The sequence below is a fragment of the Streptomyces sp. NPDC001880 genome, assembly GCF_053594575.1.
In genome coordinates, this window is the sequence record NZ_JBSFET010000048.1 from 18,755 (window position 1) to 44,586 (window position 25,832).

Here is a 25,832-nt window from a genome sequence, read left to right on the forward strand (position 1 = left end):
GCCTTGCCCGACGTGAACAGTGCCTCTGTGAGCGACAAAGTAGCGATCATCGGCATGGGGTGCCGACTGCCCGGCGGTGCGTCGGACCATCGCGCTTACTGGCAGAATCTCATGGAGGGCAAGGACTGCATCACACCGACACCGGCAGATCGCTACGACGTCGGCAGCCTCGGCAGCAGACACAAGGAGAAACCCGGACGCCTGATCGGCGGCCGCGGGGGATACATCGACGGCTTCGACGAATTCGACCCCGCCTTCTTCGGCATCAGCCCGCGCGAGGCCGACCACATGGACCCTCAGCAGCGCAAACTGCTGGAAGTCGCCTGGGAGGCGCTGGAGGACGGCGGCCAGCGGCCCGCCGAACTCGCCGGCAGTAACACCGCTGTGTTCGTCGGTGCGTTCACGCTGGACTACAAGATCCTGCAATTCTCCGACCTGGGCTTCTCGTCACTCGCCGCCCACACCGCCACCGGCACCATGATGACGATGGTCTCGAACCGTCTCTCGTACTGCTTCGACTTCCGCGGACCGAGCCTGTCGATCGACACCGCGTGCAGTTCCTCCCTGGTGGCGGTGCACCTCGCCTGCCAGAGCCTCAACAACCGGGAGACCGACCTCGCGCTGGCCGGTGGCGTCCTGCTGCACATGGCGCCGCAGTACACCATCGCCGAGACGAAGGGCGGGTTCCTTTCGCCCGACGGCCGCTCACGCGCCTTCGACGCCACCGCCAATGGCTACGTACGGGCCGAGGGCGTCGGTCTGGTCGCGCTCAAGCGGCTGGACGACGCCCTGCGCGACGGCGACCCCATCCATGCGGTGATCCTCGGTGCGGGGGTCAACCAGGACGGCCGGACCAACGGCATCACCGTGCCCAACGCGGATGCTCAGGTCGCCCTCATCCGGCGTGTCTGCGGCGAAGCCGGCATCACACCCGGCGACCTTCAGTACGTGGAGGCGCACGGCACCTCCACGCCCGTCGGCGACCCGATCGAGGCGAACGCACTCGGCCGGGCGCTGGCCGAGGGCCGCCGACCGGACGCGCCCTGCTACGTGGGCTCCGTCAAGACGAACATCGGGCACACCGAATCGGCAGCCGGCATCGCCGGCCTGATCAAGACCGTGCTCTGCCTCAAGCACCGCCTCATCCCGCCCCACATCAACCTGGAGCAGCTCAACACCGCCATCGACCAGAGCTCCTCCCCGTACCGCATCCCGACCGAGCCGACGGCATGGCCCCAGTACGAAGGACCCGCACGGGCCGGGGTGAACTCGTTCGGATTCGGCGGCACCAACGCGCACGTCGTGCTGGAACAGGCACCGGACAGGGGCGCACCCCCGGCCGCGCCCGGTGAACGGCCCTGGAATCTGCTCCCGTTGACCGCCCGCGTCCCGGAGGCCCTGCCGGAAATGGCGGCCGGCATCCGCCGCGAGCTGGCCGGCGTGGACGGGCCCGGGGTGTCGCTTCCCGACCTCGGCCACACACTGGCCCACCGCCGTCAGCACCTGGAGTCGCGGCTCTCCATCGTTTACTCCTCACGCGCCGGACTGGACGAGGCACTTGCCGCCTTCATGCGCGGCGAACCGCACCCCGGGGTCGTCCACGGCAGGCAGCTCGAGGCCGAACAGCGCGGTCTGGTCTGGGTCTTCACCGGCATGGGGCCGCAATGGTGGGGGATGGGCCGCCAACTGCTGGAGGGCGACGAGGTGTTCCGGGACGCGGTCACCCGCTGCGACCGGGCCATCCGTTCGATCGCCGGCTGGTCCCTCATCGAGGAGATGAAAGCCGACGAAGCCGGGTCGCGCATGGGCGAGACATGGCTCGCACAACCGGCCAACTTCGCCGTCCAGGTGGGCCTCGCGGCCATGTGGCGCCAGTACGGTGTGCGGCCCGATGCCATGGTCGGTCACAGCACCGGCGAGGTCGCCGCCTTCTACGAGGCCGGGGTCTACACCCTGGAGGACGCGGTGAAGGTGGTGGTGCACCGCAGCCGGCTCCAGCAGAAACTCACCGGAACCGGCACCATGCTCGCCGTGAGCCTGCCCGAGGAAGAGGCGCAGTACCGAGTGGCGGCGTTCGGGGACCGGGTATCGGTGGCCGCGGTCAACAGCCCCTCGGCGGTCACCCTGGCCGGCGACCGCGACGCGCTGGCCGAGCTCGCGGACGGCCTGCGCACCGAGCAGGTCTTCCACAAGTTCCTCACGGTGCAGGTTCCATACCACAGCGCCGGCATGGAGTCGATCAAGGACGAACTGCTGGCCTCGCTGGACGGCCTCGACCCCCGGGCGGCGACGGTTCCGCTGTACCTGACCGGTCAGGAAGGCACGGCGCACGGCAGCGAACTGGACGCGGCCTACTGGTGGAAGAACGTCCGTGACCGGGTCCGCTTCCGCTCCGCAGTCGACCGGCTCGCCGACGACGGGTACGGACTCTTCCTGGAGATCGGTCCGCATCCGGTGCTCGGCCACTCCATCCGCGAGTGCCTCGAAAGCCGGGGGACGGCCGCACGGACCCTTCCGTCGATCCGCCGCCAGGAGAACGAACCGGAGCGCTTCGCCGCTTCGCTGGCCGAGTTGCACAACCTCGGCGTACCCATCGCCTGGGACACCCTGCACCCGGCGGGCAGACCGGTGGTCCTGCCCCGCTACCCCTGGCGACGCGACCGCTACTGGACGGAGCCCGCACCCGTCGCCCAGGTCCGCCTCGGCCGCGCCGACCATCCCCTGCTGGGCCGCCGCACCGAGGACACCGAGCCGACCTGGCACGCCACGCTGGACACCGAACGGCTGCCCTACCTCGACGACCACCGCATCCAGTCCACAGTGGTCTTCCCGGCGGCCGGGTACCTGGAGATGGCCACACAGGCGGTCCGCTCCCTGACCGGCGGCACCCATGTCGTACTGACGGACATCGAGTTCCGCAAGGCACTGTTCCTGCCCGAGGGCGAGGACCGAGCCGTGCGTCTGACCCTCTCCTCGCAGAACGCCGCGTTCACGATCGCGTCAGCGAGTCAGGACGAGAGCGCCCGGGCGGTGCACGCGAGCGGCGTGGTGCGCTCGGGGCAGCCGCGCCCGGCCGGACCCCCCGCCGACACCGAGGCCCTCCGGACGCGCACCCGACGCCGGCTGAGCGGCGAGGACTGCTACGCATCGCTCGCCGACCTGGGCTACCACTATGGACCGTCGTTCCGGGCCATCGAAGAGGTGTGGATCGGCTCCGGAGAGGTCCTCGCCCGACTCCGTCCGCCCACTGTGATCGGTGACGACGCGGTCGGACACCATATCCACCCCGTGCTGCTCGACGCCTGCTTCCAGTCGTTGCTGACGGCGCAGCTGCCCGACACCGGTACCGAAGGCGCGGGCGAAACGGAACCGCAGACGACCGGAATCCGCCTTCCCCTGTCGATCGCCGAACTGCGCCTCGCCCCGGTGGGGGACCAGCCGATCTGGGTGCACGCGACGGTGACCCACGAGGACGCGGACGAACTCCTCGGGGACATGGCCCTCTACACGGAGAGCGGCGAGCCCCTCGGCGGCATCCACGGCTTCCGCGCAGCCGATGTGGAGAAGGCGTCCACCGCGGTCGGTCTCGGAACGATCGATTCCTGGCTCGCCGAAACCGTCTGGGCCGACCGTCCCTTCGAGTCCACCGAGGCCGAGGACGGAGTCGGCACCGGTGGCGACGGATCCGTGTCCACCGGCGGCGACTGGCTGGTGTTCGCCGACCGCCAGGGCGTCGGCGACGCCCTGTGCGACCTGCTCACCGCGCGCGGCGAGCGCTGCTACCTCGTACGCCCGGGTGACACGTACCGAAGAAGCGGCGAGGGCCGCGAGTTCACGGTCGCACCCGGGTCCGCCACGGACCTGGAGCGGGTCTTCGCCGACCTGAGCGAAGGCAGCGACATCGGCGAAGGCGGCAGCGGCGCACACGGCGGCAGGGGACCCGTCGGCAATGTCGTGCATCTGTGGAACCTCGACATGCCCCGTCTCGCCGAGGCCTCACCGCAGGACCTCGTACGGCACAGCGGCACCGGGGCGTACTCGCTGATCGCACTCGCCCGGACGCTGCTGCACCTTGAGACGGCCGGTCGGCTGCACATCGTGACCCGCGGCGCGCAGAACGTCGAGCCCGGCGACACCGTCGAGCCGCTGGGAGCGCCCGCGTGGGGAGCCGGGCGGGTGCTCCGACACCAGGAGCTGCTCTCCCACCCCGGCAAGCTGATCGACCTGGACCCCGACGCGCAGAGCGACGACGCCGGACGCCGGGCAGAGGCCCGGGCGCTGCTGCGTGAGCTCCTGACCGACGACGAGGAGGAGATCGCGCTGCGCGGCGTGCGCCGCCTCACCAGCCGGATCAGGCAGGCCGAACAGCTGACGCACCCCCTTCCGCTGCGACTGCGCACTGACGGGAACTACCTGGTCACTGGTGCCTTCGGCGCGCTCGGCCGTCTGCTCTGCCGGACCCTCGTCCGGCGCGGGGCGCGCAGTCTGATCCTGGTCGGACGTACCGTCCTGCCGGAGCGCTCCACCTGGAGGGCCCTGGACCCCGGCACCGCCGAAGGCCGTGCCACGGCCTTCGTCAAGGAGCTGGAGGCGCTCGGGGCGCGGGTCGTCCTGGCACCGCTGGACATCACCGACGAAGCCGCGTTCACGTCCTGGCTGGATGCCCACCGGCGCACCGACCCGCTGCCGGTCCGCGGTGTCTTCCATCTCGCCGGCCAGGTCCGCGACACGCTCGTCGAGGACATGGACCGCCGGACGTTCGCCGAGGCCCACGATCCCAAGGTCGTCGGTGCCTACCTGCTGCACCGCCACCTCCGGGACGAACCGCTGGACCACTTCGTGCTGTTCGCCTCGATCGCCTCCCTGCTGACCACGGCGGGCCAGACCAACTACGCCGCGGGCAACGCTTTCCTGGACGCGCTGGCCCACCACCGCCGGGCGCTCGGGCTGCCGGGGCTGAGCGTGGACTGGGGCCCGTGGGCCACAGGCATGATCGAAGAGCTGGGGCTCGTCGACCACTACCTCCACAACCGCGGGATGAGTTCGCTCGCCCCTGATGTCGGCATGGCAGTGCTGGAACGCGTCATCGGGCAGGACCGCGCCCAGCTGCTCGTCGCCACGGTCGTCGACTGGCCGGTGTTCCTCGCCTGGTACGCCTCACCGCCCTCACTGGTCGCCGATCTGGCGCAGGCGGCCCCCGCCGGCACGGCCACCGGGCCGGGCGAGGGGGTCCTCGACACCTTCCGCCAGGCGGACCCTGCGGAACGACTGTCCCTGGTGACCGGGCGGTTCATCGCGCTGACCGCAGCAGTGCTGCGAACGGGCCCCGAACGGATCGACCCGCAGGCGGGGCTCAACGCGCTGGGACTCGACTCGCTCCTGGCGATGGAGCTGCGCGCCCGGCTCAGCTCTGAGCTCGGCGTCGCCCCGCCCGTGGTGGCGCTGCTCAGCGGAACTCCCGTCGTCGAGCTGATCACCCAACTCCACGACGCCCTTGTCGAGCTGGTTGCCGATCAGGCCGGAGGTGCAGACACGGCCGCGGTGGAGGTGTTCGAGGACGAGCTTCGCCACCCGCTGACACAGAACCAGAAGGCTCTGTGGTTCCTCAGGCAGCTCAACCCCGAGGGCTACGCGTACAACATCGGCGGCGCGGTCGAGGTCCGGGTCGAGCTCGATCCCGATCTCATGTTCGAGGCAGTCCGCTGCATGGTGGCGCGTCACCCCGCGCTGCGGACCAACTTCCTCACGGTGGACGGCGTTCCGATGCAGCAGGTGTCGCCGGAGGCCGACGCCGATGTCGCGTTGTTCGACGTTCAGGACCAGGAGTGGGAGGACATCCACAGCACGATCGTCGCGGAGTACCGCAGGCCGTACGACCTGGAGCGCGATCCACTGTTCCGCTTCCGCCTCTTCAAGCGCGCCGCCGACCGCTGGGTGATCATGAAGGCGGTGCACCACATCGTCTCCGACGCGATCTCCACGTTCACGTTCATCGAGGAGCTCCTCGCGGTGTACGAGGGGTTGCGCCAGGGGCATGCCCCGTCGCTGCCGCCCGTCACCGCGCGCTACCTGGACTTCCTCAACGCGCAGAACCGCTTCCTGGCCGGACCCGCCGCGCCGCGCATGCTCGACTACTGGCGCGCGCACCTGCCGGCCGAGGTCCCGACGCTGGAACTGCCGGTCGACAAGCCCCGTCCCGCCGTGCAGACGCACAACGGAGCGTCGGAGTTCTTCGTACTGGACACCGAGCTCACCGCCCGAGTGCACACTCTGGCCCGCGAGCACGACGTGACCCCGTTCATGGTGCTGCTCAGCGCCTACTACCTCCTGCTGCAGCGCTACTCCGGCCAGGACCAGGTCATCGTGGGCAGCCCCGTGACCGGCCGGACCGAGCAGGAATTCGCCTCCGTCTACGGCTACTTCGTCAACCCGCTCCCGCTGCACGCGGACCTGTCCGGCGACCCCTCGGTCGCCCGGCTGTTGCAGCAGGTCCGTACGACCGTGCTGGGTGGTCTCGACAACCAGGAGTACCCGTTCGTCCTGCTGGTCGACAAGCTGGGGCTCCAGCACGACCCCAGCCGCTCCGCGGTGTTCCAGGTCATGTTCATCCTGCTCACCCACAAGGTCGCCACCGAAAAGTACGGATACCGGCTCCAGTACATCGAACTCCCTGAGGAGGAGGGGCAGTTCGATGTGACGCTGTCCGTGTACGAGGACGAGGCGGAGCGCCGCTTCCACTGCGTCCTGAAGTACAACACCGACCTGTTCCTGCCGGAGACCGTGCGGCGGATGGCATCGCACTACACCGCACTGCTGGACAGCATGACCCGGGCCCCGGCGGACCGGCCCACCTCCCGGCTGGAGATGCTGGACGCCCGCGAGCGCGAGCGGCTGGTCGGCGAATGGAGCAGTGCCGGCCGCACCGCGCTGCCCCCGGTGACGGGGGCCGGTGAGGCGGACGGCTTCCGGCCGGTCCACCGGCTGATCAGTGAGGCCGCCGCCCGGCACCCGGACGCGGTGGCCGTCACGACCCCGACGCCCCACGGGGCAGCCCACCGGCTGACGTACCGGGAACTGGACCACAGGTCGGGGGAGTTGGCGCGACGGCTGCAGGGCTTCGGAGCCGGCGCCGGATCGGTGGTGGCGCTCTGCCTGGACAAGTCGCCCGAGCTCGTCGTCGCGCTGCTCGCGGTTCTCAAGGCCGGCGGCGCCTACCTCCCGATCCCGGCCGACCACCCGGCCGACCGCGTCGCCCAGACCGTACGGGCCGCGGGCGCCACCCTCGTCGTCACCGCGGACGACGCCTGCCGCGACCGGATGGCGGGGCTACCGGTCTTGACGCTTACCCTGCGCGAGCTGAACGATGCCGTGCCCGCAACGGACGACCGGAGCGGGACCGATTCCGGAGCCGAGGACCCGACCTGCCCCGACACACCCGCGTACGTGATCCACACCTCCGGCTCGACCGGCCTCCCCAAGGCCGTGCGGGTCAGCCACCGCAACCTCGCCTCGGCGTACGGAGCCTGGCTCCAGGAATACCGGCTGGACCGCGACGTGCGGGTGCACCTCCAGATGGCCGCCCCGTCGTTCGACGTCTTCACCGGAGACGTGGTGCGCGCGCTGTGCTCGGGCGGCAGCCTGGTGCTGGTCGACCGCGATCTGCTCTTCGACACCGAACGGCTCTACACCACGATGCGCAGGGAGCGCGTCGACTGCGCGGAGTTCGTGCCCGCCGTCGTACGCGGCCTCATGGACCACTGCGAGCGCCGGAGCCTGCGGCTGGACTTCATGCGGCTGCTGATCGTCGGATCCGATGTGTGGAAAGCCGGGGAGTACCGCAGACTGCACGAGCTCTGCGGGCCGGGCACCCGTCTGATCAACTCCTACGGGGTCACCGAGGCGACCATCGACAGCGCCTGCTTCGAAGGACCCGCCGACGACCTGGAACCCGGACGGACGGTGCCGATCGGACGGCCCCTGAGCAACAGCACACTCCATGTGCTCGACCGGCACGGTGAACCGGTGCCGCCCGGGGTCCCCGGCGAGCTGTGGATCGGCGGCGACGGCGTCGCCCTCGGCTACGCGGGCGACCCCGGGCTGACGGAGCAGCGTTTCGTCACCCGGACCCTGAGCCGGGAGCCGGGCGCGAGCCCCGTACGCCTCTACCGCAGCGGAGACGCGGCGCGCTGGGACGCGGACGGCCGGGTTCATCTGCTCGGCCGGGTCGACGGCCAGATCAAGCTCCGGGGCCACCGGATCGAACTCGGCGAGATCGAGGCACACCTCGCCCAGTGGCCCGGCCTGGTCCGCGCGCTCGTCACAGTGCGCCCCGTCGCCCGGGGCGAGGACGTCCTGTGCGCCTACTGTGTACCGACCGAAGGGGCGGCACCGGACCGGCGCGCGCTGCGCCGGTACCTCGCCGACCGGCTGCCCGCGTACATGGTCCCAGCACACTTCGTCACCTTGCCGGAACTGCCGCTGACCGCCAACGGCAAGGTCGACCACGCCGCCCTGCCGGTGCCCCGCATCGACACGGACGACGAGCCCGAGGAGAAGCCGCGCACACCGTTCGAAGTGAGCATGGCCCGGCACTGGAAGGAACTGCTCGGACTGGAGCGGGTCGGCCTGACGCACGAGTTCTTCGAGGTCGGCGGCAGCTCCATCAAACTCATCGAGCTGATCCACCGGCTGCGCAAGGAGTACGGCGTCGGCATCCCCGTCAGCCTGCTGTACCGAGTGACGACCTTGCACGGGATGGCCGCGTCGCTGGAGCGCATCGCCACCGGCTCGGACTTCGACGACCTGCCCTGCCTCAGCTTCAACAGCGATCAGGAGCGGACCCTGTTCTGCTTCCCGCCGGCGGGCGGCCACGGACTCGTCTACCGGGAGTTCGCCGCCAGACTGCCCGAGTACCGGCTGCTTGCCTTCAACTACGTCCCCGGCGCGGACAAGGTGGCCCAGTACGCCGACCTCGTCGAGACCCACCGGCCCGAGGGCAGGTGCCTGCTGCTCGGCTACTCGCTCGGCGGCAACCTCGCATTCGAGGTGGCCAAGGAACTCGAGGGCCGGGGACGCGAGGTCGCCCATGTGATCGTGCTGGACTCGCACCGCATCGTCGAGCCGTACGTACCCGGCCCCGAGCACATCGAGTTCTTCGAGGCCGAACTGGCCGAGCACCTGCGCAAGCACACCGGATCGGACGCCGTCGCCCGCGAAACGCTGGACCAGGCCGCGGAGTACCTGGCCTTCTGCGGCCGCACACCGAACCTCGGAAAGATTTCCGCGACCGTCAGTGTGGTCACCGACCAGGAGAAGACGGCCCTCTACGCCGCCGACGCACGGGGCACCTGGCACGGCAGCTCGATCACGGCCACGTCCGTGCTGCGCGGTTCCGGAGTCCACGCCGACATGCTCGACCCCAAGCACGCGGCGCGCAACGCCGAGCTGGTGCGCGGCATCCTCCAGGAGGGCGGCACCGATGTCCGATGAGGCGGAGGACGAGTGGAGCACCCGTGACCGGGCGGGGGGCGGCGGCCCCCGGGTCATCGTGATCGGCGCCGGCGTCGCGGGAATGTCCACCGGGTGCTACGCGCAGATGAACGGGATGCGCTCCCGCATCTTCGAGAAGCACGTACTGCCCGGCGGCTGCTGCACAGCCTGGTCGCGCGACGGCTACATCTTCGACTACTGCATCGAGTGGCTGATCGGCACGGCCGCAGGCAACGAAGCCAACCAGGTCTGGCGGGAACTGGGGGCGCTCGACGGCAAGACCATCACCAACTTCGAGATGTTCAACCGGGTCGTCGACGAGACCGGCCGCTCCGTGACCTTCTACAACGATCCCGACCGGCTGGAACACCATCTGCTCGAACTCTCGCCTGCCGATGCCCGGTTGATCCGCTCGTTCTGCCGGGATCTGCGCAGGTTCATCGACATCGAGCTGTACCCGTTCCTGACCGCCCCTGCCCTGCGGACCGTACGCGAGAGAATGGCGTTGCTGCGCACCGTCCTGCCCGCGTTCCGGCTGTTCTGGCGCACGGCGTCGACGCCGATGCACGCATTCGCCGACCGGTTCCAGGACCCGTTGCTCCGCCGGGCGTTCCGCAACATCTTCTTCCAGGACCCGGAGGGCTTCCCGCTCCTTCCGTACCTGTTCAACATGGCCGGTGCCCACCACAACAACGCCGGTTTCCCACAAGGAGGTTCGCTGGGCCTGTCCCGGTCGATCGAGGAGCGCTACACATCGCTGGGTGGCCGGATCAGCTACCGGGCACGCGTCGAGCGGATCCTGGTCGAGGACGGGCGCGCCGTCGGGATCGAACTGCGCAACGGCAGGCGGTACTACGCCGACCATGTCGTCTCGGCCTGCGACGGTCACACCACGATCCACGGCCTTCTGGAGGGCCGGTTCACCGGGCCGCGGATCGACAAGCTGTACGACGAACTGCTGCACCGCCCCGGCACCCTGTTCCCCGCAGTGGTCTCCGCCTTCGTCGGGATCCGGGGCGAGCTGGGCCCCGGCCGGCCCCACAGCACCACATATCTGCTCGCCCCGGAGGACGCCGCGCAACTGCCCGGGGCGCTCCAGAGCAGTGTGGTGGTGCAGCTGCGCTCCGACTACTCGGACGGATTCGCCCCGCCCGGCAGATCGGTCGTCCACTGCACCTACTTCAGCGACTTCGGGTACTGGAAGGAGTTGCGTGCCGCCGACCGCAAGGAGTACCGGGAGAAGAAGCGCCAAGTGGCCGACTTCGTCAGGGGATTCCTGGAACGCAGGCTGCCGGGGGTGGGCGAGCGCATCGAGCTGGTCGATGTCGCGTCCCCGGCGACCACACGGCGCTACACCGGAAACCACGACGGTTCCATTCTGGCCTGGAAGGCGTTCTCCGAGGCCGACGACATCTCGGCCAAACTGGTCGGCAAGGACCGTATGCGCCTGCCCGGCCTGCGCGGATTCTCCATGGCGGGGCAGTGGGTCGGCATGGGCGGACTGATCCGCGCCGCGTCCACCGGGCGGTTCGTCGTCCAGTACCTCTGCGACGAGCTGGGACGCGGGTTCACGGCGTCCGAGAGCCGGGGCACCGAGCCCTGGCACCCCGGGAAGCTGGGCCGGCTGCCCCAGCTCGACAAGTGGGCCATGCGTGGTGACACCCGCACATGAACACCGAGGAGAACAGGGACATGCCGCGTACCGAACGAGAGTCGATGATCATCATCGGCGCAGGGCTGGGCGGTCTGTCCACCGGCTGCTACGCCCGGATGAACGGCTACCGGACCCATGTCCTGGAGATGCACGAACTGCCCGGCGGCTGCTGCACGGCCTGGGACCGCGGTGACTTCAGGCTGGACCCCTGTGTCAGCTGGTTGCTGGGCAGTGGCCCCGGCAATGAGATGCACCAGATCTGGCTGGAGCTCGGCGCGTTGCAGGGCAAGGAGGTCCGGCACTTCGATGTGTTCAACGTCGTGCGCGGCAGATGCGGCCGGGCGGTCTACTTCTACTCCGACCCCGACCGGCTCCAGGCCCACCTCACGGAGCTCTCGCCCGCCGACTCCGCCCTGATCAGGTCCTTCTGCAGACAACTGCGCGCCTTCCGCAAATGCCTTGCGGTCTACCCCTTCCTCAGACCGGTCGGCCTGATGCCGCCGATGGAGCGCTGGCGCATGCTGGCCTCCTTCATCCCGTACTTCAACGTCGTGCGCAAATCCATCGGCGTACTCATGACCGATTTCTCGGCCAGGTTCAAGGACCCCCTGCTGCGCGAGGCGTTCAACTTCATCCTGTACGAGAAGCATCCGGCCTTCCCCGTACTGCCGTTCCACTTCCAGCTCGCCTCGCACGCCAATCTCTCCGCCGGAGTCCCCGAAGGAGGATCGCTCGGGCTGGCCGAGTCGATCGAGCGGCGCTACCGCGGGCTCGGTGGGGAAGTGACCTACAACGCCAAGGTCGAGGAAGTACTGGTCGAGGACGACCGCGCGGTCGGCGTACGGCTCAGCGACGGGCGTGAACTGCGCGCCGACATCATCGTGTCGGCCTGCGACGGACGCACCACGATGATGGAGCTGTTGAAGGGCCGATACCTCAACGAGGCGTACCATCGCCTCTACACCCGGACCATCGAACAGCCCGGCATGGTGTTCCCGGGATACTTCACACTCTTCCTCGGCCTGCGCCGGGAATTCCCCGACGCCGACCCCTGCACCACCTATCTGCTCGACGAGACGGAAGCAGCCGGACTGACCGGCATCCGGCACCCCAGCATCAACGTCCAGTTCCGCAACAGGCACTATCCCGAGCTCTCCCCGCCCGGGACGAGCGTTGCGTACGTCACCTACTTCTGCGACATCGCACCCTGGCGCGCCCTGGACGAGGGTCCGGAACAAGCGACCCGTACCCGAGGCGGGCAGGAACTCCATACGCTCCCGGTACGCCACGGCCGCGGCTACTACGCGGCCAAGCGCCGGGCCCGGGAGACACTCGTGGCGTTTCTGGAGCGACAGCACCCCGGCATCTCGGACGCCATCGCCGTACGCGACGTGTCCAGCCCGCTCACCCAGGTCCGGTACACGGGCAACTACGACGGCACGGTGCTCGGCTGGCAGCCGTTCGTGGAGAGCGGGGAAACGCTGGAGAAGCTCGTCAAGAAACACGGCCCCGGCCTGCCGGGACTGCGGAATTTCTACCAGTCCGGCGTCTGGGCCACCACGGGCGGACTGATCCGCGCGGCGGCGGCCGGCCGGCACGTCATGCAGTTCATCTGCCGCGACGACGGCCGCGAGTTCACCGCCTCCGTCGACCGGAGCGGTCCGCCACCGACCCACCGGGTCATCGAGGTGGGGCCGCGGCCGGTGTCACGGCCCGTCGCAGAGGGCCGCCCGGCCCTTGTCGAGAGAGAGGGAACGGGATGAGGGCCAGCAAGTGGGTGGTGCGCGAGCACATCGAGGGCGTCCCCGACGTCGAAAGGATCTACGGACTGGTCGAGGAGGAGATCGACACCGAACTGGCCCCGGACGAGATGCTCCTGAAGACGCGCTACGTGTCGGTGGACCCCTACCTCCAGGGCATCGCGCTGGACACCCCGCTCGGTGCGCACATGGGGGCCGACTCGATCATGGAAGTGCTGGAAGCGGGTCCGCAGGCGTCCCACCGCCCCGGGGATCTGGTGCAGGGATTCGGCGGCTGGCGCACGCATCTCGTGAGCAACGGCGCGCCCACCCCCTGGCAGACCGGGACGTTCCCGATGGTCTTCCCGGCCTACCGCCGTCTGGACCCAGGCTGGTACGACGACGCGCTGCCGCTCCCCACCGCGCTCAGCGTCATGGGCGGCCCCGGCATGACGGCCTGGGGCACCCTGACCAAGTTCATGTCGATCCGCCCGGGGGACACCGTCGTGGTCAGCGGCGCCTCAGGCTCCGTCGGCTCACTGGTCGGCCAGCTGGCCAAGCTCGCCGGCGCCCGGGTGGTGGGCACCACGTCCACCGCGGAGAAGGCGGAGTACCTCGACGAGCTGGGATTCGACGCGGTCATCGTCTACCGCCACGGAGACAACCGCGAGGCCGTACGGGACGCCCTCCAGTGGGCCGCGCCGGACGGCGTCGACAAGTACTTCGACAATCTGGGCGGCACCGTCACCGACGCCGTGTTCTCCATGCTCAACATCGACAGCCAGGTGGCCGTGTGCTGGCAGTGGGCCACCCAGGTCGGCCGTGATGTCACGGGACCGCGGCTGCTGCCGTACATCATGTTCCCGCGCGCCCATGTGCGGGGCATCTTCTCGCTCGAATGGTTCACCGACGAGAACTGGCGTGCGCTCCACGACGAGCTCGGCGGCCTGATCAGGCGGGGCGAGGTGCGCTGCGGACACACCCTCCACCACGGCTTCGAGAACATCCCCGACGCCTATCGGAGCCTCTACCAGGGTACCGGGGCCAGCCGGGGCAAGGTGCTGGTCGAACTCTGATGCCGGCCCCGCAGCGCCGCATCCCGCCCGTCCGTACCCGCCCAGCAGTCCGCCGTACCCGCGCAAGCCAGGAGGTTCCTTGTCCTGCCCCGCCGATGCCCACGTCCGCCCCGGACCGTCGATGCCCCCGCTGCACCGTCTGACGTTCGACCCACCAGGTCCGCCCAGGCCCGTCGAGTTACCCGATGGGACACGGGCCTGGCTGGTGAGCCGCTACGCCGACGTACGCAAGGTCCTGACCGACAGCCGATTCGGGCGCGCAGGGCTCCACCCGCCGGACGCCCCGTCGCTGTCCGGCGAATCCGGCCTGGTGAGCAGCCTCGACCTGATCTTCAACCAGGACGGCGAGGACCATCTGCGCCTGCGCCGCACCATGCGGCGTGCCTTCACACCGAGGGCCGTCGCCCGCTGGCGGCCCTGGATCGAGACGATCGTCGAACAGCGTCTGGACGAACTCGCGGACGGCGAACGCCCGGTGGACCTGGTGACCGGCTTCACCCTGCCGCTTCCGGTCGCGGTGATCAGCAGACTGATGGGGCTCGACACCGAAGCCCGGGAGCGGCTGCGCCACTGGAGCCAGTACGCCTTCTCGGACGGCTCCCACCCCGAGGAGGAAATGGCCTCCGCGCTGACGGAGTTCGCCGCCTTCGGAGCGAAGCTGCTGGCCGAGCGGCGCAGCACACCGGGCGAGGACCTGACCAGCATGCTGGTCAAGGCGGCCGACGAGGAAGGCGGCATCCCGGAGGGGCAACTCGTCCACCTGGTATGCGGGTTGGTCGTCGGTGGCCATGACAGCACCATGACGATGCTGGGCAATTCGCTGTTCTATCTGCTCGGTGAACGGCCGGAGGTCTGGCCTCGCCTCGGGGCGGACGAAAGGGCCGCCGGGGCATTGGCGGAGCGGCTGCTGCATCTGATTCCGCTCGGCGACGACCGGGGAACCGCGCGGCACGCCGCCATAGACACGGAGGTCGGCGGCGTGACGATCCCGGCGGGTTCGGTGGTGCTCGCCGACTGCGGCACGGCCAACCGCGACCCCGACGTGTTTCCGCTCCGGCAGTTCGACGACCTCTTCGCACCCCTGGCGGCTCCTACCTTGGCATTGGGTGCGGGCTCTCACTACTGCCTGGGGGCCTGGCTGGCCCGGCTGGAGCTCCAGCTCGCCCTGCACCGGATCGCCGCCCGCTTTCCCGGTCTGCGTCTGGCCGAGCCCGCCGAAGAGGTCGCGTGGCACCTGGGCACCACTTCCCGCAGCCCGCGGCGGATCACCGCCACCTGGTAGGAGCCTCCGCGGGGCGGGCGTCACACGGCGGGCTTCGGCCAGTCCTGTGCGTCCGCCCACGCGGCGTAGGAGGTCCAGGGGACAGCGGGGAACTGCGCGCGCAGTGCCGCCATGTCCACCTGGTAACCGGTGTCCACAAAGAAGCTGCACATGGCAAACATATCGGGGTTCGCAGTGCGGAGGTCCTCCAACGAGGACTGCCGGAACGCGACCGTGCCGCCCGCGGCCCGCCCGATCTCCGCAGCCATCCGGACCGGTGTGGGATCGTCGCCCGCCACCTCGATCCGCTGCCCGATCCACCGGTCCGGATCGGCGACGACCGCGGCCACCACACCGCCCAGGTCCTGCCGCGCCACCTGCTGGATGGCGGTGTCGCCGGGAACCGGCATGGTGAGCAGACCGGCGGCCACCTCGTCCGTGGCACCCAGGGCGTTGTCGTAGAAGTAGGTCGGCGCCACCACCGTCGCCGGCAGCCCCGAGGCGGCCAGCAGCTTCTCGGTCCTGGCCTTGGTCTCGAAGTGCGGGACACCCGTGTCGCGGTCCGCACTGGCGACGGAGGCCATCACCAGATGCGGCAGAGCGGCGTCCGCGGCAGCCCGTACGATTGCAGCTCCCTGGGCGACCTCGGCGTCCAGGCCGTCCTGGAACGGGGTAGTGACAGCGAACGCCGCGGTGGTGCCCCGGAACGCATCGGCGAGCGAGGCCGCGTCGAACAGATTCCCCGGCACGACTTCAGCCCCGGCCACCGCCAGGGCCCGGGCCCGTCCGCCGGCGGGATCGCGCACCACGGCACGCACGGCGCGTCCCGCCTCCAGCAGGGCGGCAGCCACCGCGCCGCCCTGGCCACCGGTCGCGCCGAGTACCGCGACGGACACGAGGTCTCCTCGATCGAGCGACATGTGTCCATGCTGACCAGAACCGGCCGGAGCTGCCACCGGGACGGATCAGCTGCCGGAGGCGGCGGCGTTGCGCCAGGTGGTACGTACGTGGTGGCCAGCCAGGGCTGCGCGGCGTCGGTGGCGGCGTCGATGACCGGCGCCGTGACCAGGGCCTGAACGCGCTGAGCGGACTGGACCTCCTGCGTGAAGCGGCGGCGGAATTCGGCGTCCTCGCCGAACTCGGGCCGGATCATCTGGATGGCCACGGGCCGTCTGCCGGGTGTGTACGAGAGGTACACCTTGCCCATGCCGCCCGCGCCGAGCCTGGCGGCGAGCCGGTACCCGGCGATGGTGGTCGGGTCGTCTCCGTCGAGCGGCTGGAACACCTGGGAGGCCCTGCCCGAGTCCGGCTGCTGACCACTCATCACTTACGTCTCCCCCGCGGAACGCTGATATCGACACGGCACCCGATGCAAGGACGGGCCGTCGGCGCCCGTGCCGGTCAAGTGCTCAGAACCGGGAGGATGTTGCCGGCGGTGAGCCCGGTTGCAGATCCGGGTCCGGCGGCAGTCTGCGAGCCGCGTACGTGCCCGCGCACGCCGCAAGCAGCATCACGCAGCCCGCGAAGATCAGCCCGGCCTGGCGCAGCCCGAGCCAGGTGGCCAGGGCACCGACCCCGACCACCGGCAGGGAGATCCCGCCATAGGCGACGACGAAGAACGCCGAAATGGTGCCGCCGCGATGCTGTGCCGGGGCCGCGCCGCTGATCAGGGTGAGCGCGGCACGGAAGGCCAGGCCCTGGCCGGTGCCGCCGCACAGGGCGCCCAGGACGAGCAGGAGCAGGGACTCGGCGAGCAGCGACGACGCCACCAGCAGCAGGCCGACGACGAGGATGCCGCAGCCGACCGGGAGCGCGAGGCGTGCGCCGATCCGTTGGGTCAGGGACTGCCCGGCGGTCGAGGCGAGGAAGACGGAGAAGACCACGGCACCCGAGACGGCCAGATTGTGCACACCCAGCGTCCGTGCAGCGAAGCTCGGTGCGACCGCGGTGAACAGGCCGAGCAGCGCGAACCCGGCGAAGGCCGCCAGCGAGGCGGGCAGGAAGACCCCCTTCACCTCGGGGGGAACGGACAACCCCTGCGGTTTCAGGGGCGGCCGGCGCTTCGGCTCGGCAACGGTCTCCGGCAGGAGCCAGGTGATCCCGCAGGCCAGCGTCACCAGCCCCAGATGGACCCAGAACGGAAGCGTCAGCGGCCAGGGCGTGTACTGCGCGAGGATCCCGGAGAGCAGCGGCCCGCAACCCAGACCACCCATGTTCGCCGCGGTGGCGGCGAACCCCGCACGTGCCTTGTGCCCGGGGCCCGCCAGTTCGATGACGGCCGCCGTCGCGGCACCGCTCAGCAGCCCGGCCGCGCAGCCGGACAGCAGCCGCCCCGTGAAGAGCAGTGGCAGACCTCTTTCCAGCAGGAAACACCCCGCGCTCGCCGCCGACAATGCCAGGGCGCACAGGAGCACAGGTCTTCGGCCGGCCTCGTCGGAGTAGTTTCCCGCCACCAGCAGCACCGTGATGACCGCGATGGCGTAGACGGCGAACACAACGGTCACCATCAGTTCGGAGAACCCGATCTGTTCCTGGTAGAGACCGTACAACGGGGTGGGCAGGGTGGTGCCGGCCATTCCGACAGCGAACACCAGGGCGGCGGCCACATAGCCAGGCCGCCACCTCCCACCGGTCTTTCGTGTGCGTTCGCGAATATTCACGCGCATCACCTCATGGCCGGTGCCCTGTCGCAGCCGGGTCCGGGCGTCAGTCCCAGAGCTCGTGCGTCATGACCCGCTCGGTGTACGCCGGCCTGCCGTCGGTGTAGACGAGGTGGAGCCGGGTGAACTGCTGCAGTTCGGGATGGGACGGCCAGGTCTTCGGGCTGTCCAGCCGGACAGTGACGGGGTACGAGTGGAACGTGCCGGCCGCGCAGTAGGGCTGACAGTCGTTCACCGCGTCGAGCGCCGTACCCGTGGCGGAGTCCGGCCCCCAGTGGGACCAGCGGATGTCGATGAGGCGATTGTTGCCGTCCCCGCAGGCGAGCAGGAAGTCGTCGGGGCGTACCTGCGGGTTCGAGAAGCAGTCGACGGCCACAACGCGGGCCGACGGGCTGTACTGCGTGGACGCGGGTGCTGATGCGGCGGCGGATGCCGGAACGGGAATCGCCACTGCGAACGCGGCGGCGGCGCACAGCATGACCGCTGTCCTCAGGTTGCGTAGTTGCATATCGACTCCTCGGCTGCCTCATGTCGGGCCCACGCCACCCGGGGCGGTCGCCGGGTGTGACGCCCTTCTTCCAGCCGTCTTTCCTGAATCGACAATATGGCCACACCTGGTGATACACCACCCGTACGAGTGGTAACAGTGTAAAAATGGTGCGAAAGGCGTTCAACCTGTCGCCCGGATGCCGTTCGTTACCAGTTGAATGCGCCTTCTGGTCACGCCGGTCGCCGCGGGCGTTCAGACGGCGCGGTCCGCGACCCTCATGACCGATTCCCACTCCGCACGCGCGGGGCCGTCGAACGCGGGCGTGAAGTCCGGGTGTTCGCCCAGCCAGTGCGCCAGCCGGGCGCGCACCTCCTCGGTGCCGTACGCCTGATCGGCCGTCAGGACGAGGTGGCGGACCTTCGCCCGTGCGCGCATGACCAGTGGGTCGTCGAAGGCGCAGGCGGCGAGGGCTGCCCTCTCACGGCCGGTCGCGGTGGGTGGTTCTGCCGAAACCCGTGCGGGATCGCCGAGTTGAGCAGCATCGGCCCGGTCCGCGGCGACCTGGGCGTCGAACCACGGGCGCAGGCTGCGCGCCGCCCAGCGGTGGTACTCGGCGGTGAACGACGCCGGGTCCGAGGCCGTGCCCGCGTGGTGGGCCACCCACTGCCCCGCCCGCAGGGCCATGGCCACTCCCTGCCCCATCGTGGGATTGGTGTACGCGAGCGAGTCCCCGATGCCCACGAGGCCGGTGACCACGGGCCCGTCGGCGTCGGCCAACGCGGTCCAGCGATTGTGCAGACCCCCCATCGTGAGCACACCCGAGACCGGCTCGGGCTCCAGATCCAGCCAGGCCGCGATGGCGGGAAAGGTCCGGGCGGCCCTCTCGAACACCGCGGGATCCCGCAGGGCCGCGCGGGTGGGATCGGCAGTGGAGACCGTCAAGGACGCCGCGAAGATGCCATTGTCCGACGGGAAAACCCCGCCGACCGCGAAGGCCGAGAACGAACCCGGCCTGATGCGTCCGGGATCGCGCGGCCCATCGGCACGCAGCCGGTACCAGCGGCAGAAGTACGCGATCGGGACGCGATGGTTCTCCACGACCACGTCCCGGCAGCCCTCCTCGGAAAGCCACCGGGATACCGGGGACCGGCGCCCGCCGGCGTCGAGCACCAGATCCGCGCGGTGCGCCCGCGACGCGGACCTCACCCCTGTGACCTGCGGGATGTCGCTGTGCCGGTCGACGAGGAGCCCCTCGGCGGCCTCTCCGAGCCGTACGTCGACGCCCGGCTCGCGGTGCACCGCGTCGTGCAGAGCGGCCTCCAGTACGATGCGCCTGGTCCGGACCGTCACCAGATCCTCGTCCCCCGGGCGGGCGGGCGGACGCTCGGCGAACCAGTCGAACTCGTTGTGTTCCCGGGCCCCCATGCGCAGCATCGCACGGTACGCGTCCGGAGCCTCCGCGCGCAGCACGGTCCGGACCGGGGCCAGAAGACCGTGCGGCTGGACCGCCTGTGGCACACCGGGACGGTGCCAGTCGAAGAAGTCCCCGTCGAGGTCGCGTCCCGGCCGGTGGCCGTCCTTCTCGAAAACGGTCACCCGATGGCCCCGGCGGCCCAGGAACAGAGCTGCGGCCAGGCCGCCGATCCCGCCGCCGACAATCGCAACCCGTGTCAATGTGGTCCCCTCCACGCCGTGTTGCCGACCCACCGTATCCCAGGGCACCCGGGGTGGGACGCCCGGCGAGGCGTCGGAGGGCCCAGCGCCGTTCCATCAGCCGCTCGGCCGCCGAGAGCGCCGTCGCCGCCACGCCGCCCCTCCTCCTTCATGAAGCGGGTGCGTGGCGGAGTTCCCCGACCGGCCTGCTCAGAGCGGGGGTTCGAGGTGGGCCCAGGGGCGTTCGGCCTCGATCTGGGCGGCGAGGGCGAGGAGCGTCCCCTCGCCGCCGAGCGGGCCGACGAACTGCACGCCGAGAGGCAGGCCGTCCGGAGTGCGGTAGGTGGGGACGTTCATCGCGGGTCGGCCGGTGATGTTGGCCAGCTGGGTGTACGGGGTCGCCGAGAGGTTGGCGAGCACTGCGCGCTCCCATGCCCGGGTCCCGGCCAGAGCCCCCAACAGCCCCAGTCGCATCAGGGTCCGGGCCACGGCCCGTACCGGTCGAGGAGTGTCCAGCTCGCCGATCCGTACGGCCGGCCGGGCCAGGGTCGGGGTGAGGAGCAGGTCGTAGCGGCTGTGGAACAGGGCGAGTTGCCTGCCGTACGTGTTCCAGCGGTCGTGTGCGGCGTAGTATTCCGGGGCCTTCAGGGCGCGGCCGGCGGCGGCCAGCAGATGGGTGTCGAGTTCGAACGCCGCCGGCCCGGCGCCGGTCGAACGGCGGATCTCATCGACGGTGTGGGCGAGTTGAGTGGCCCACATCGCCAGGAAGTCGGAGGCGAGCTGCCGCTGGTCGATCTCGGGCTCGGTGGGCTCGACCTCGTGCCCGAGGTGGCGGAGCAGGGTGGCCGCGTCCTCTACCGCGGCGACCGCCTGTGGGTCGACCTCGGTGTCGATGGGTGAGCGGGTGGTGAACCCTATGCGCAACTTCTCGGGTCTGCGGGCGAGTTCGGCGTACGGCAGCTCGGGTCGGGCGTGCAGGTACGGCCCGGACGGGTCCGGTCGCGAGGTCAGCACATCGAGCATGGCCGCGCTGTCGCGGACGCTGCGTGAGATGACGCCGTCGGTCGCGGCACCGTGCAGGTGCTCGGCGACGGACGGGCCGGCCGGGACGAGTCCGCGTCCCGGTTTCAGGCCGAAGAGGCCGCAGCACGCGGCCGGGATGCGGATCGATCCGCCGCCGTCGTTGGCACCGGCCACCGGAACGATGCCCGAGGCCACGGCCGCCGCCGTTCCCCCGGACGAGCCGCCGGGGGTGCGGGCGAGGTCCCAGGGGTTGCGGGTGGGCCCGTTCGCCTCCGGTTCGGTGATGCCCTTCGCCCCGAACTCCGGGGTGTTGGTCTTGCCGAAGATCACCAGTCCGGAGTCCAGCCAGCGCTCGACCGCCTCGCTGTGCCGTTCGGCGGGACGATGGCGAAGTGACCGGCTGCCGCTGCCGGTCGGCAGTCCGGCGTAGTCCTGCGACAGGTCCTTGATCAGGAACGGGACTCCGGCGAACGGCCCGGTCAGCGGGGCCTTCGCCCGCTCCCGGGCGAGTTCGTGCATCGGCCGGACGATCGCGTTGAGTCTGCCGTTGACCGCCTCCGCGCGGGCGATGGCGACATCGAGCAGTTCGTCCGGTGAGACCTCTTTGCGGGCGACCGACTCGGCCAGGCCCACCGCGTCATGGGCTCGGTACTCGGCGTAGTGCATCATCAGGACCCCACCTCCCACTGCGTCCCGTGGACCGTGTGACGTCCACGTGGATCATGTGATGTCCAGACGCTCTCACAGTGCTGCCGAGGCGTCACCCCCGATGCGGGCGTGCAGATGCTGGTCGTGTCATCCGTCCATGTGCAGCAGTGCGCCGCCGCGCGTGTCGCCTTCGCAGGGGTATCCAGCCTTGACGTCACTTTGCAGGAGGCCGGGTTGGCCACCGAGTGGCGCAGCCGCAGTCGACGCAGACCCAGTTCCTCCAGGGCCACTGGCTGACGCGTTTCACCGCCTCGACCGCGACCCCGTCGCCACGGGGTTCATCGGGCCACAGGCCATCGGGCGCGTGACATCAGGTATTGCGCGACATCCGGCATCCGGCCGCTCGTGGAGCACAGCACGAAGGGCGCCCGATGAGCAGCTGCCCATCTGGCGCCCTTCGTGCTGCGTCCGGATGATCCTCCCCGGGGCGGATGTGCCGGCCCGGGGGAGGGGGAGTCGGCCGGGATCAGACCGCCGGGGCCGGGTAGGTCGGGTACTCCACGCCGGAAACGTGCTGGACGACGCGGATGACCTGGCACGAGTAGCCGAACTCGTTGTCGTACCAGAGGTAGAGGATCGCGTTGTCGCCGTCGACCTTGGTGGCGCCGGCGTCGACGATCGAGGCGTGGCGAGAGCCGATGAAGTCGCTCGACACGGCGTCGGGGGCGGTGGTGAAGTCGATCTGGCGCTTGAGCGGCGAGGTCAGCGATACGTTGCGGAGGTAGTCGAGGACCTCGTCGCGGGTCGTCTCGCGTCCGAGCCGCAGGCTGAGGATCGCGATCGAGACGTCCGGCACCGGGACCCGGATCGAGCTGCCGGTGATCGGTGCCTTGAGCTCGGGCAGCGCCTTGGCGACCGCGGACGCGGCACCGGTCTCGGTGATGACCATGTTCAGCGGCGCGGAACGGCCGCGGCGGTCGGCCTTGTGGTAGTTGTCCAGCAGGTTCTGGTCGTTGGTGAACGAGTGGACGGTCTCCACGTGGCCACGCAGGACGCCGTACTCGTCGGCCATCGCCTTCAGCGGCGGCACGATCGCGTTGGTGGTGCAGGACGCGCAGGACAGGATCTGCTCGTCCTGCTTGATCGTGTCGTGGTTGACGCCGTGCACGATGTTCGGGACGTCGCCCTTGCCCGGCGCGGTCAGGACGACCTTGTCGATGCCGGGGCGCAGGTGCCTCGACAGACCCTCGCGGTCGCGCCACTTGCCGGTGTTGTCGATGAGGATGGCGTCCTTGATGCCGTACGCCGTGTAGTCGACCTCGGACGGGTCGTTGGCGTAGATCACCTTGATCTCGTTGCCGTTGGCGACGATGGTGTTCTTCGTCTCGTCGACGGTGATCGTGCCCTGGAACTGGCCGTGGATCGAGTCGCGGCGCAGCAGCGAGGCGCGCTTGACGATGTCCTGGTCGCCGCCCCGACGGACGACGATGGCGCGCAGCCGCAGGCCGTTGCCGGAGCCGGCCTTCTCGATGAGCAGACGGGCGACGAGGCGGCCGATGCGGCCGAAGCCGTAGAGGACGACATCGCGTCCGTCACCGCGCTCAAGCTTGTTGGCACCCGTGGCGCCGACGACGGCCTCGGCGGTGAACTCCTCCACCGAGAGACCGCGCTCGTCGGCGGCGTAGGTCGCGGCGAGCATGCCGATGTCGATCTGGGAAGGACCGAGGTCGAGCGTGGTGAGGGCCTGGAGGAACGGCAGCGTGTCGGTGACCGACAGCTCCTCACCGGCGATCTGGCGGGCGAATCGGTGGGTCTTCAGGATGCTGACCACCGACTTGTTCACCAAGGATCGGCTGTGGAGCAGGACCGTTACGTCCCGCTCCCGGTGCAGTTTCCCGATGACCGGGATCATCGACTCCGCGATCTCCTCGCGGTTCTTCCAGCTGGTGAACGAGTCGTCATTGACAGTCACAGGTTTATCTTTCGAGCTAGGCGGCGCTCATATGGTAACCCCTCGCTACTTTGATCATTCAAGCGGGCTGCCCGTGCCGGGTGCCGTCATGCCGTCTCGCGTACGGCGCGGGCCAGGATGGGCCAGCCCCTCGTCCGGTTCCTCGGGGGTGTGATGGTGAGCGGCGGGCGTAACCTGTCGTCGGTCCCTGCCGCCGCAGCCGCCCCGGGGCCGGTGGATGCCGACTGCTCCAGCGCACGCAGAACGGGCAGACACAACACACTGCCGACGACGGCCGGCACCACGAGCAGCGGCGGGAACCGCAGTCCGCCGGTGGCCACGACGGCGGCGGTGACCATGAGGGGGGCGACCGAGAAGCCGACGTTGCCGCCGAAGGAGAACCACCCCATCGAGCTGTGGCTGCCCCGGCCGGCCAGCCGTGCGACGCGGGCGGATTCGGGGCGGTAGGCGGCGACCCCGATCCCGGACACCGCGACGAACAGCAGTGTCAGTGGGTACGAACAGCTGAGGCCGCTGAGTGCGACCCCGAGCCCGCCGAGGACGGTGCTGACGGGCAGCAGCCGAGGTGCGGCCCGTCGGTCGGTGAGCGCGCCGAACACCGGTTGTGCCACCGAGGCCAGCAGCGATGCGGCGAGTACGATGCCCGAGGCTGCCGCGTAGGAGTAGGCGCGCTCGGCGGCGAAGAGCGGGACGAGCGACGCCACGGCGCCCTGATAGGCATCCACACACGCATGCCCCACCGACAGTAGAACGATTGATCTGTTCCTTGGCGTGACGGCATCGTCATCGCCGGACGGCTTGTCGCGCTGTCGATGATCTGCCAATCATTATCGAAATTCCGCCTGTCAGCGTCTTCCGGAACCGCGTGCGTAGTAGCCCGGTGTCATGCGGACGGATATGGCGAGGCGGTTCAGGACGTTGATGGCGATGGCCGCCGCGATCAAAAGGGTCAGTTCGCTCACGTCGAAGTGCCGGGCCGCCTTCGTGAGCGCGAGGCCGGAGGTGGATCCGTTCGCCGCGACGGTCAGCGCCTCGGTGAGTTCGAGGGCCGCGAGCTCCTTGTCCGTACAGCAGTGCCGGGACACCTTCCAGTCGCTGAAGTGGGTTGTTCGCTCCGCCGATTCTCCCGTGGCGAGGGCGTCGGTGGCGTGCATGCCCAGGCAGAAGGCGATGAGTCAGGGCCGACGGTTGTGAGTGCCCGGGGTGTAGCCGAAAGCGCGGTGGAAGACATCGATGAACGCGCTGGTGGACGACCAGCCGCAGCGGTGCGCGACCGTGGTCACCGGTGCGTCGTCGGCCAGCATGCGCAGGGCGTGGTACAGGCGCAGTTGGGTGCGCCACTGCGGGAACGTCATGTCGAGTTCGCAGCGGAAGGGACGGCTGAGGGTGCGCTCGCCGGCTCCGGCCGTGGTCGCCAGGGCGGCCAGCGTGCGAGGGTCCGCGGGGTCCTGGTGCAGGACGTCGCAGACGGCTTTGAGGCGGGGATCGGTGGGGGTGGGCAGCTGTACGGGCTACTGGGGTGAGGCGCGCAGCCGGTCGAGGAGCACCGCGCGCAGCCGCAGCCGTTGCGGGGTGTCGTCGTGGGGGCTTCGGGTGCAGGCGAGGATCAGTTCGCGCAGCAGGGGGCCGACCGAGAGGACGGTCGGGGCGTCGAGACCGAGCGGATTGGTGTCGGCGGGCAGGCCCAGCAGATGCAGGGAGAGATGCCCGTGGGCGCGATGGGCGTGGACGCAGCCGACGGGGATCCGGATGGCCCGGGTGCCGGGAGCGAACCAGGTGCCCGCGTCGGTGGTGACCGCGAGTACGCCTGGCCCGCGTAGACGACCTGGTGGTCGCCGTGACGGTGTGCGTCGATGCGCTCCCCGGGAGCCATGGCCTGGGTGCGGGTGGGCGCCTCGGGGGAGTGGCGGATGTCCGGCATGAACGAAAACTCTATTGGAAGAGCGCCAGGACGCTGTGTGGAGTGGTTGGTGAACAGGGCTCGGGAGCCTCGAAATGGCCTCGTGGATGTGATGCCACCCATAGGAGCCACGTCACATCCTACGGCGGGTAGTAGATACAGACCCCGTCCGAACGATGCATAACCAACCCAGAGCGGATCATTTCGGACATTGCTCCGTATTGGGGTAGTACGTCACATCATTGACCCCCGTCGCGGCCGCCGCTA

General features: G+C 69.9%; 12 protein-coding genes and 3 pseudogenes. 5 read left to right on the forward strand and 10 right to left on the reverse strand.

The genetic code is table 11. The features are described 5' to 3' along the window. Positions 1–3: 3 nt before the first annotated feature. The 5 genes from ACWCQ6_RS23595 (at position 4) to ACWCQ6_RS23615 (ending at position 15,240) form a co-directional block, all read left to right on the forward strand. A complete protein-coding gene (locus ACWCQ6_RS23595) occupies positions 4–9,489 on the forward strand; it encodes a non-ribosomal peptide synthetase/type I polyketide synthase (RefSeq protein WP_451092206.1) in 9,486 nt (3,161 codons plus the stop codon). Next, entirely contained in the window at positions 9,479–11,161 is a 1,683-nt protein-coding gene (locus ACWCQ6_RS23600) for a phytoene desaturase family protein (RefSeq protein ID WP_451092208.1), read from the forward strand. The genes ACWCQ6_RS23595 and ACWCQ6_RS23600 overlap by 11 nt, the downstream gene beginning before the upstream one ends. Beyond that, entirely contained in the window at positions 11,158–12,906 is a 1,749-nt protein-coding gene (locus ACWCQ6_RS23605) for a phytoene desaturase family protein (protein WP_451092210.1), read from the forward strand. The genes ACWCQ6_RS23600 and ACWCQ6_RS23605 overlap by 4 nt, the downstream gene beginning before the upstream one ends. Next, positions 12,903–13,958, forward strand: a complete 1,056-nt coding sequence (locus tag ACWCQ6_RS23610; protein WP_451092212.1) for an MDR family NADP-dependent oxidoreductase — start codon at positions 12,903–12,905, stop codon at positions 13,956–13,958. Before ACWCQ6_RS23605 ends, ACWCQ6_RS23610 begins: the two co-directional genes overlap by 4 nt. Positions 13,959–14,079: 121 nt before the next feature. Beyond that, entirely contained in the window at positions 14,080–15,240 is a 1,161-nt protein-coding gene (locus tag ACWCQ6_RS23615; protein WP_451092228.1) for a cytochrome P450, read from the forward strand. Between the two features lie 20 nt (positions 15,241–15,260). Here the strand turns inward: ACWCQ6_RS23615 and ACWCQ6_RS23620 are convergent, their stop codons facing one another. From ACWCQ6_RS23620 to ACWCQ6_RS23665, 10 genes and pseudogenes are all read right to left on the reverse strand, one after another. Then, entirely contained in the window at positions 15,261–16,139 is an 879-nt protein-coding gene (locus ACWCQ6_RS23620) for an NmrA family NAD(P)-binding protein (RefSeq protein ID WP_451092214.1), read from the reverse strand. A gap of 77 nt (positions 16,140–16,216) precedes the next feature. Continuing rightward, positions 16,217–16,543 (reverse strand): annotated as a pseudogene (locus tag ACWCQ6_RS23625) (serine/threonine protein kinase); the annotation flags it as partial. Between the two features lie 85 nt (positions 16,544–16,628). Further along, on the reverse strand, positions 16,629–17,885 hold the full coding sequence (locus ACWCQ6_RS23630) for an MFS transporter (protein WP_451092216.1): 1,257 nt from the start codon (positions 17,883–17,885) through the stop codon (positions 16,629–16,631). 40 nt (positions 17,886–17,925) lie between these two features. After that, positions 17,926–18,387: a hypothetical protein gene (locus ACWCQ6_RS23635; RefSeq protein WP_451092218.1), complete on the reverse strand. Its 462-nt coding sequence runs from the start codon at positions 18,385–18,387 to the stop codon at positions 17,926–17,928. A 234-nt stretch (positions 18,388–18,621) separates the two neighbouring features. Further along, positions 18,622–20,043 carry an FAD-dependent oxidoreductase gene (locus ACWCQ6_RS23640; protein WP_451092220.1) on the reverse strand — a complete coding sequence of 474 codons (1,422 nt, stop codon included), beginning with the start codon at positions 20,041–20,043 and terminating at the stop codon, positions 18,622–18,624. Positions 20,044–20,232: 189 nt separating this feature from the next. Beyond that, positions 20,233–21,714: an amidase gene (locus tag ACWCQ6_RS23645; RefSeq protein ID WP_451092222.1), complete on the reverse strand. Its 1,482-nt coding sequence runs from the start codon at positions 21,712–21,714 to the stop codon at positions 20,233–20,235. 505 nt (positions 21,715–22,219) lie between these two features. Beyond that, the gene (locus ACWCQ6_RS23650) at positions 22,220–23,665 is read right to left on the reverse strand and encodes a glyceraldehyde-3-phosphate dehydrogenase (protein ID WP_451092224.1); all 1,446 of its coding nucleotides are present in this window, start codon (positions 23,663–23,665) and stop codon (positions 22,220–22,222) included. Between the two features lie 176 nt (positions 23,666–23,841). Next, a pseudogene (locus ACWCQ6_RS23655) lies at positions 23,842–24,420 on the reverse strand (MFS transporter); the annotation flags it as partial. Between the two features lie 90 nt (positions 24,421–24,510). Beyond that, positions 24,511–24,819, reverse strand: coding sequence for a hypothetical protein (locus ACWCQ6_RS23660; RefSeq protein ID WP_451092226.1), 309 nt, complete (start codon positions 24,817–24,819; stop codon positions 24,511–24,513). Positions 24,820–24,840: 21 nt separating this feature from the next. Next, a pseudogene (locus tag ACWCQ6_RS23665) lies at positions 24,841–25,586 on the reverse strand (AraC family transcriptional regulator). Positions 25,587–25,832: the final 246 nt, after the last annotated feature.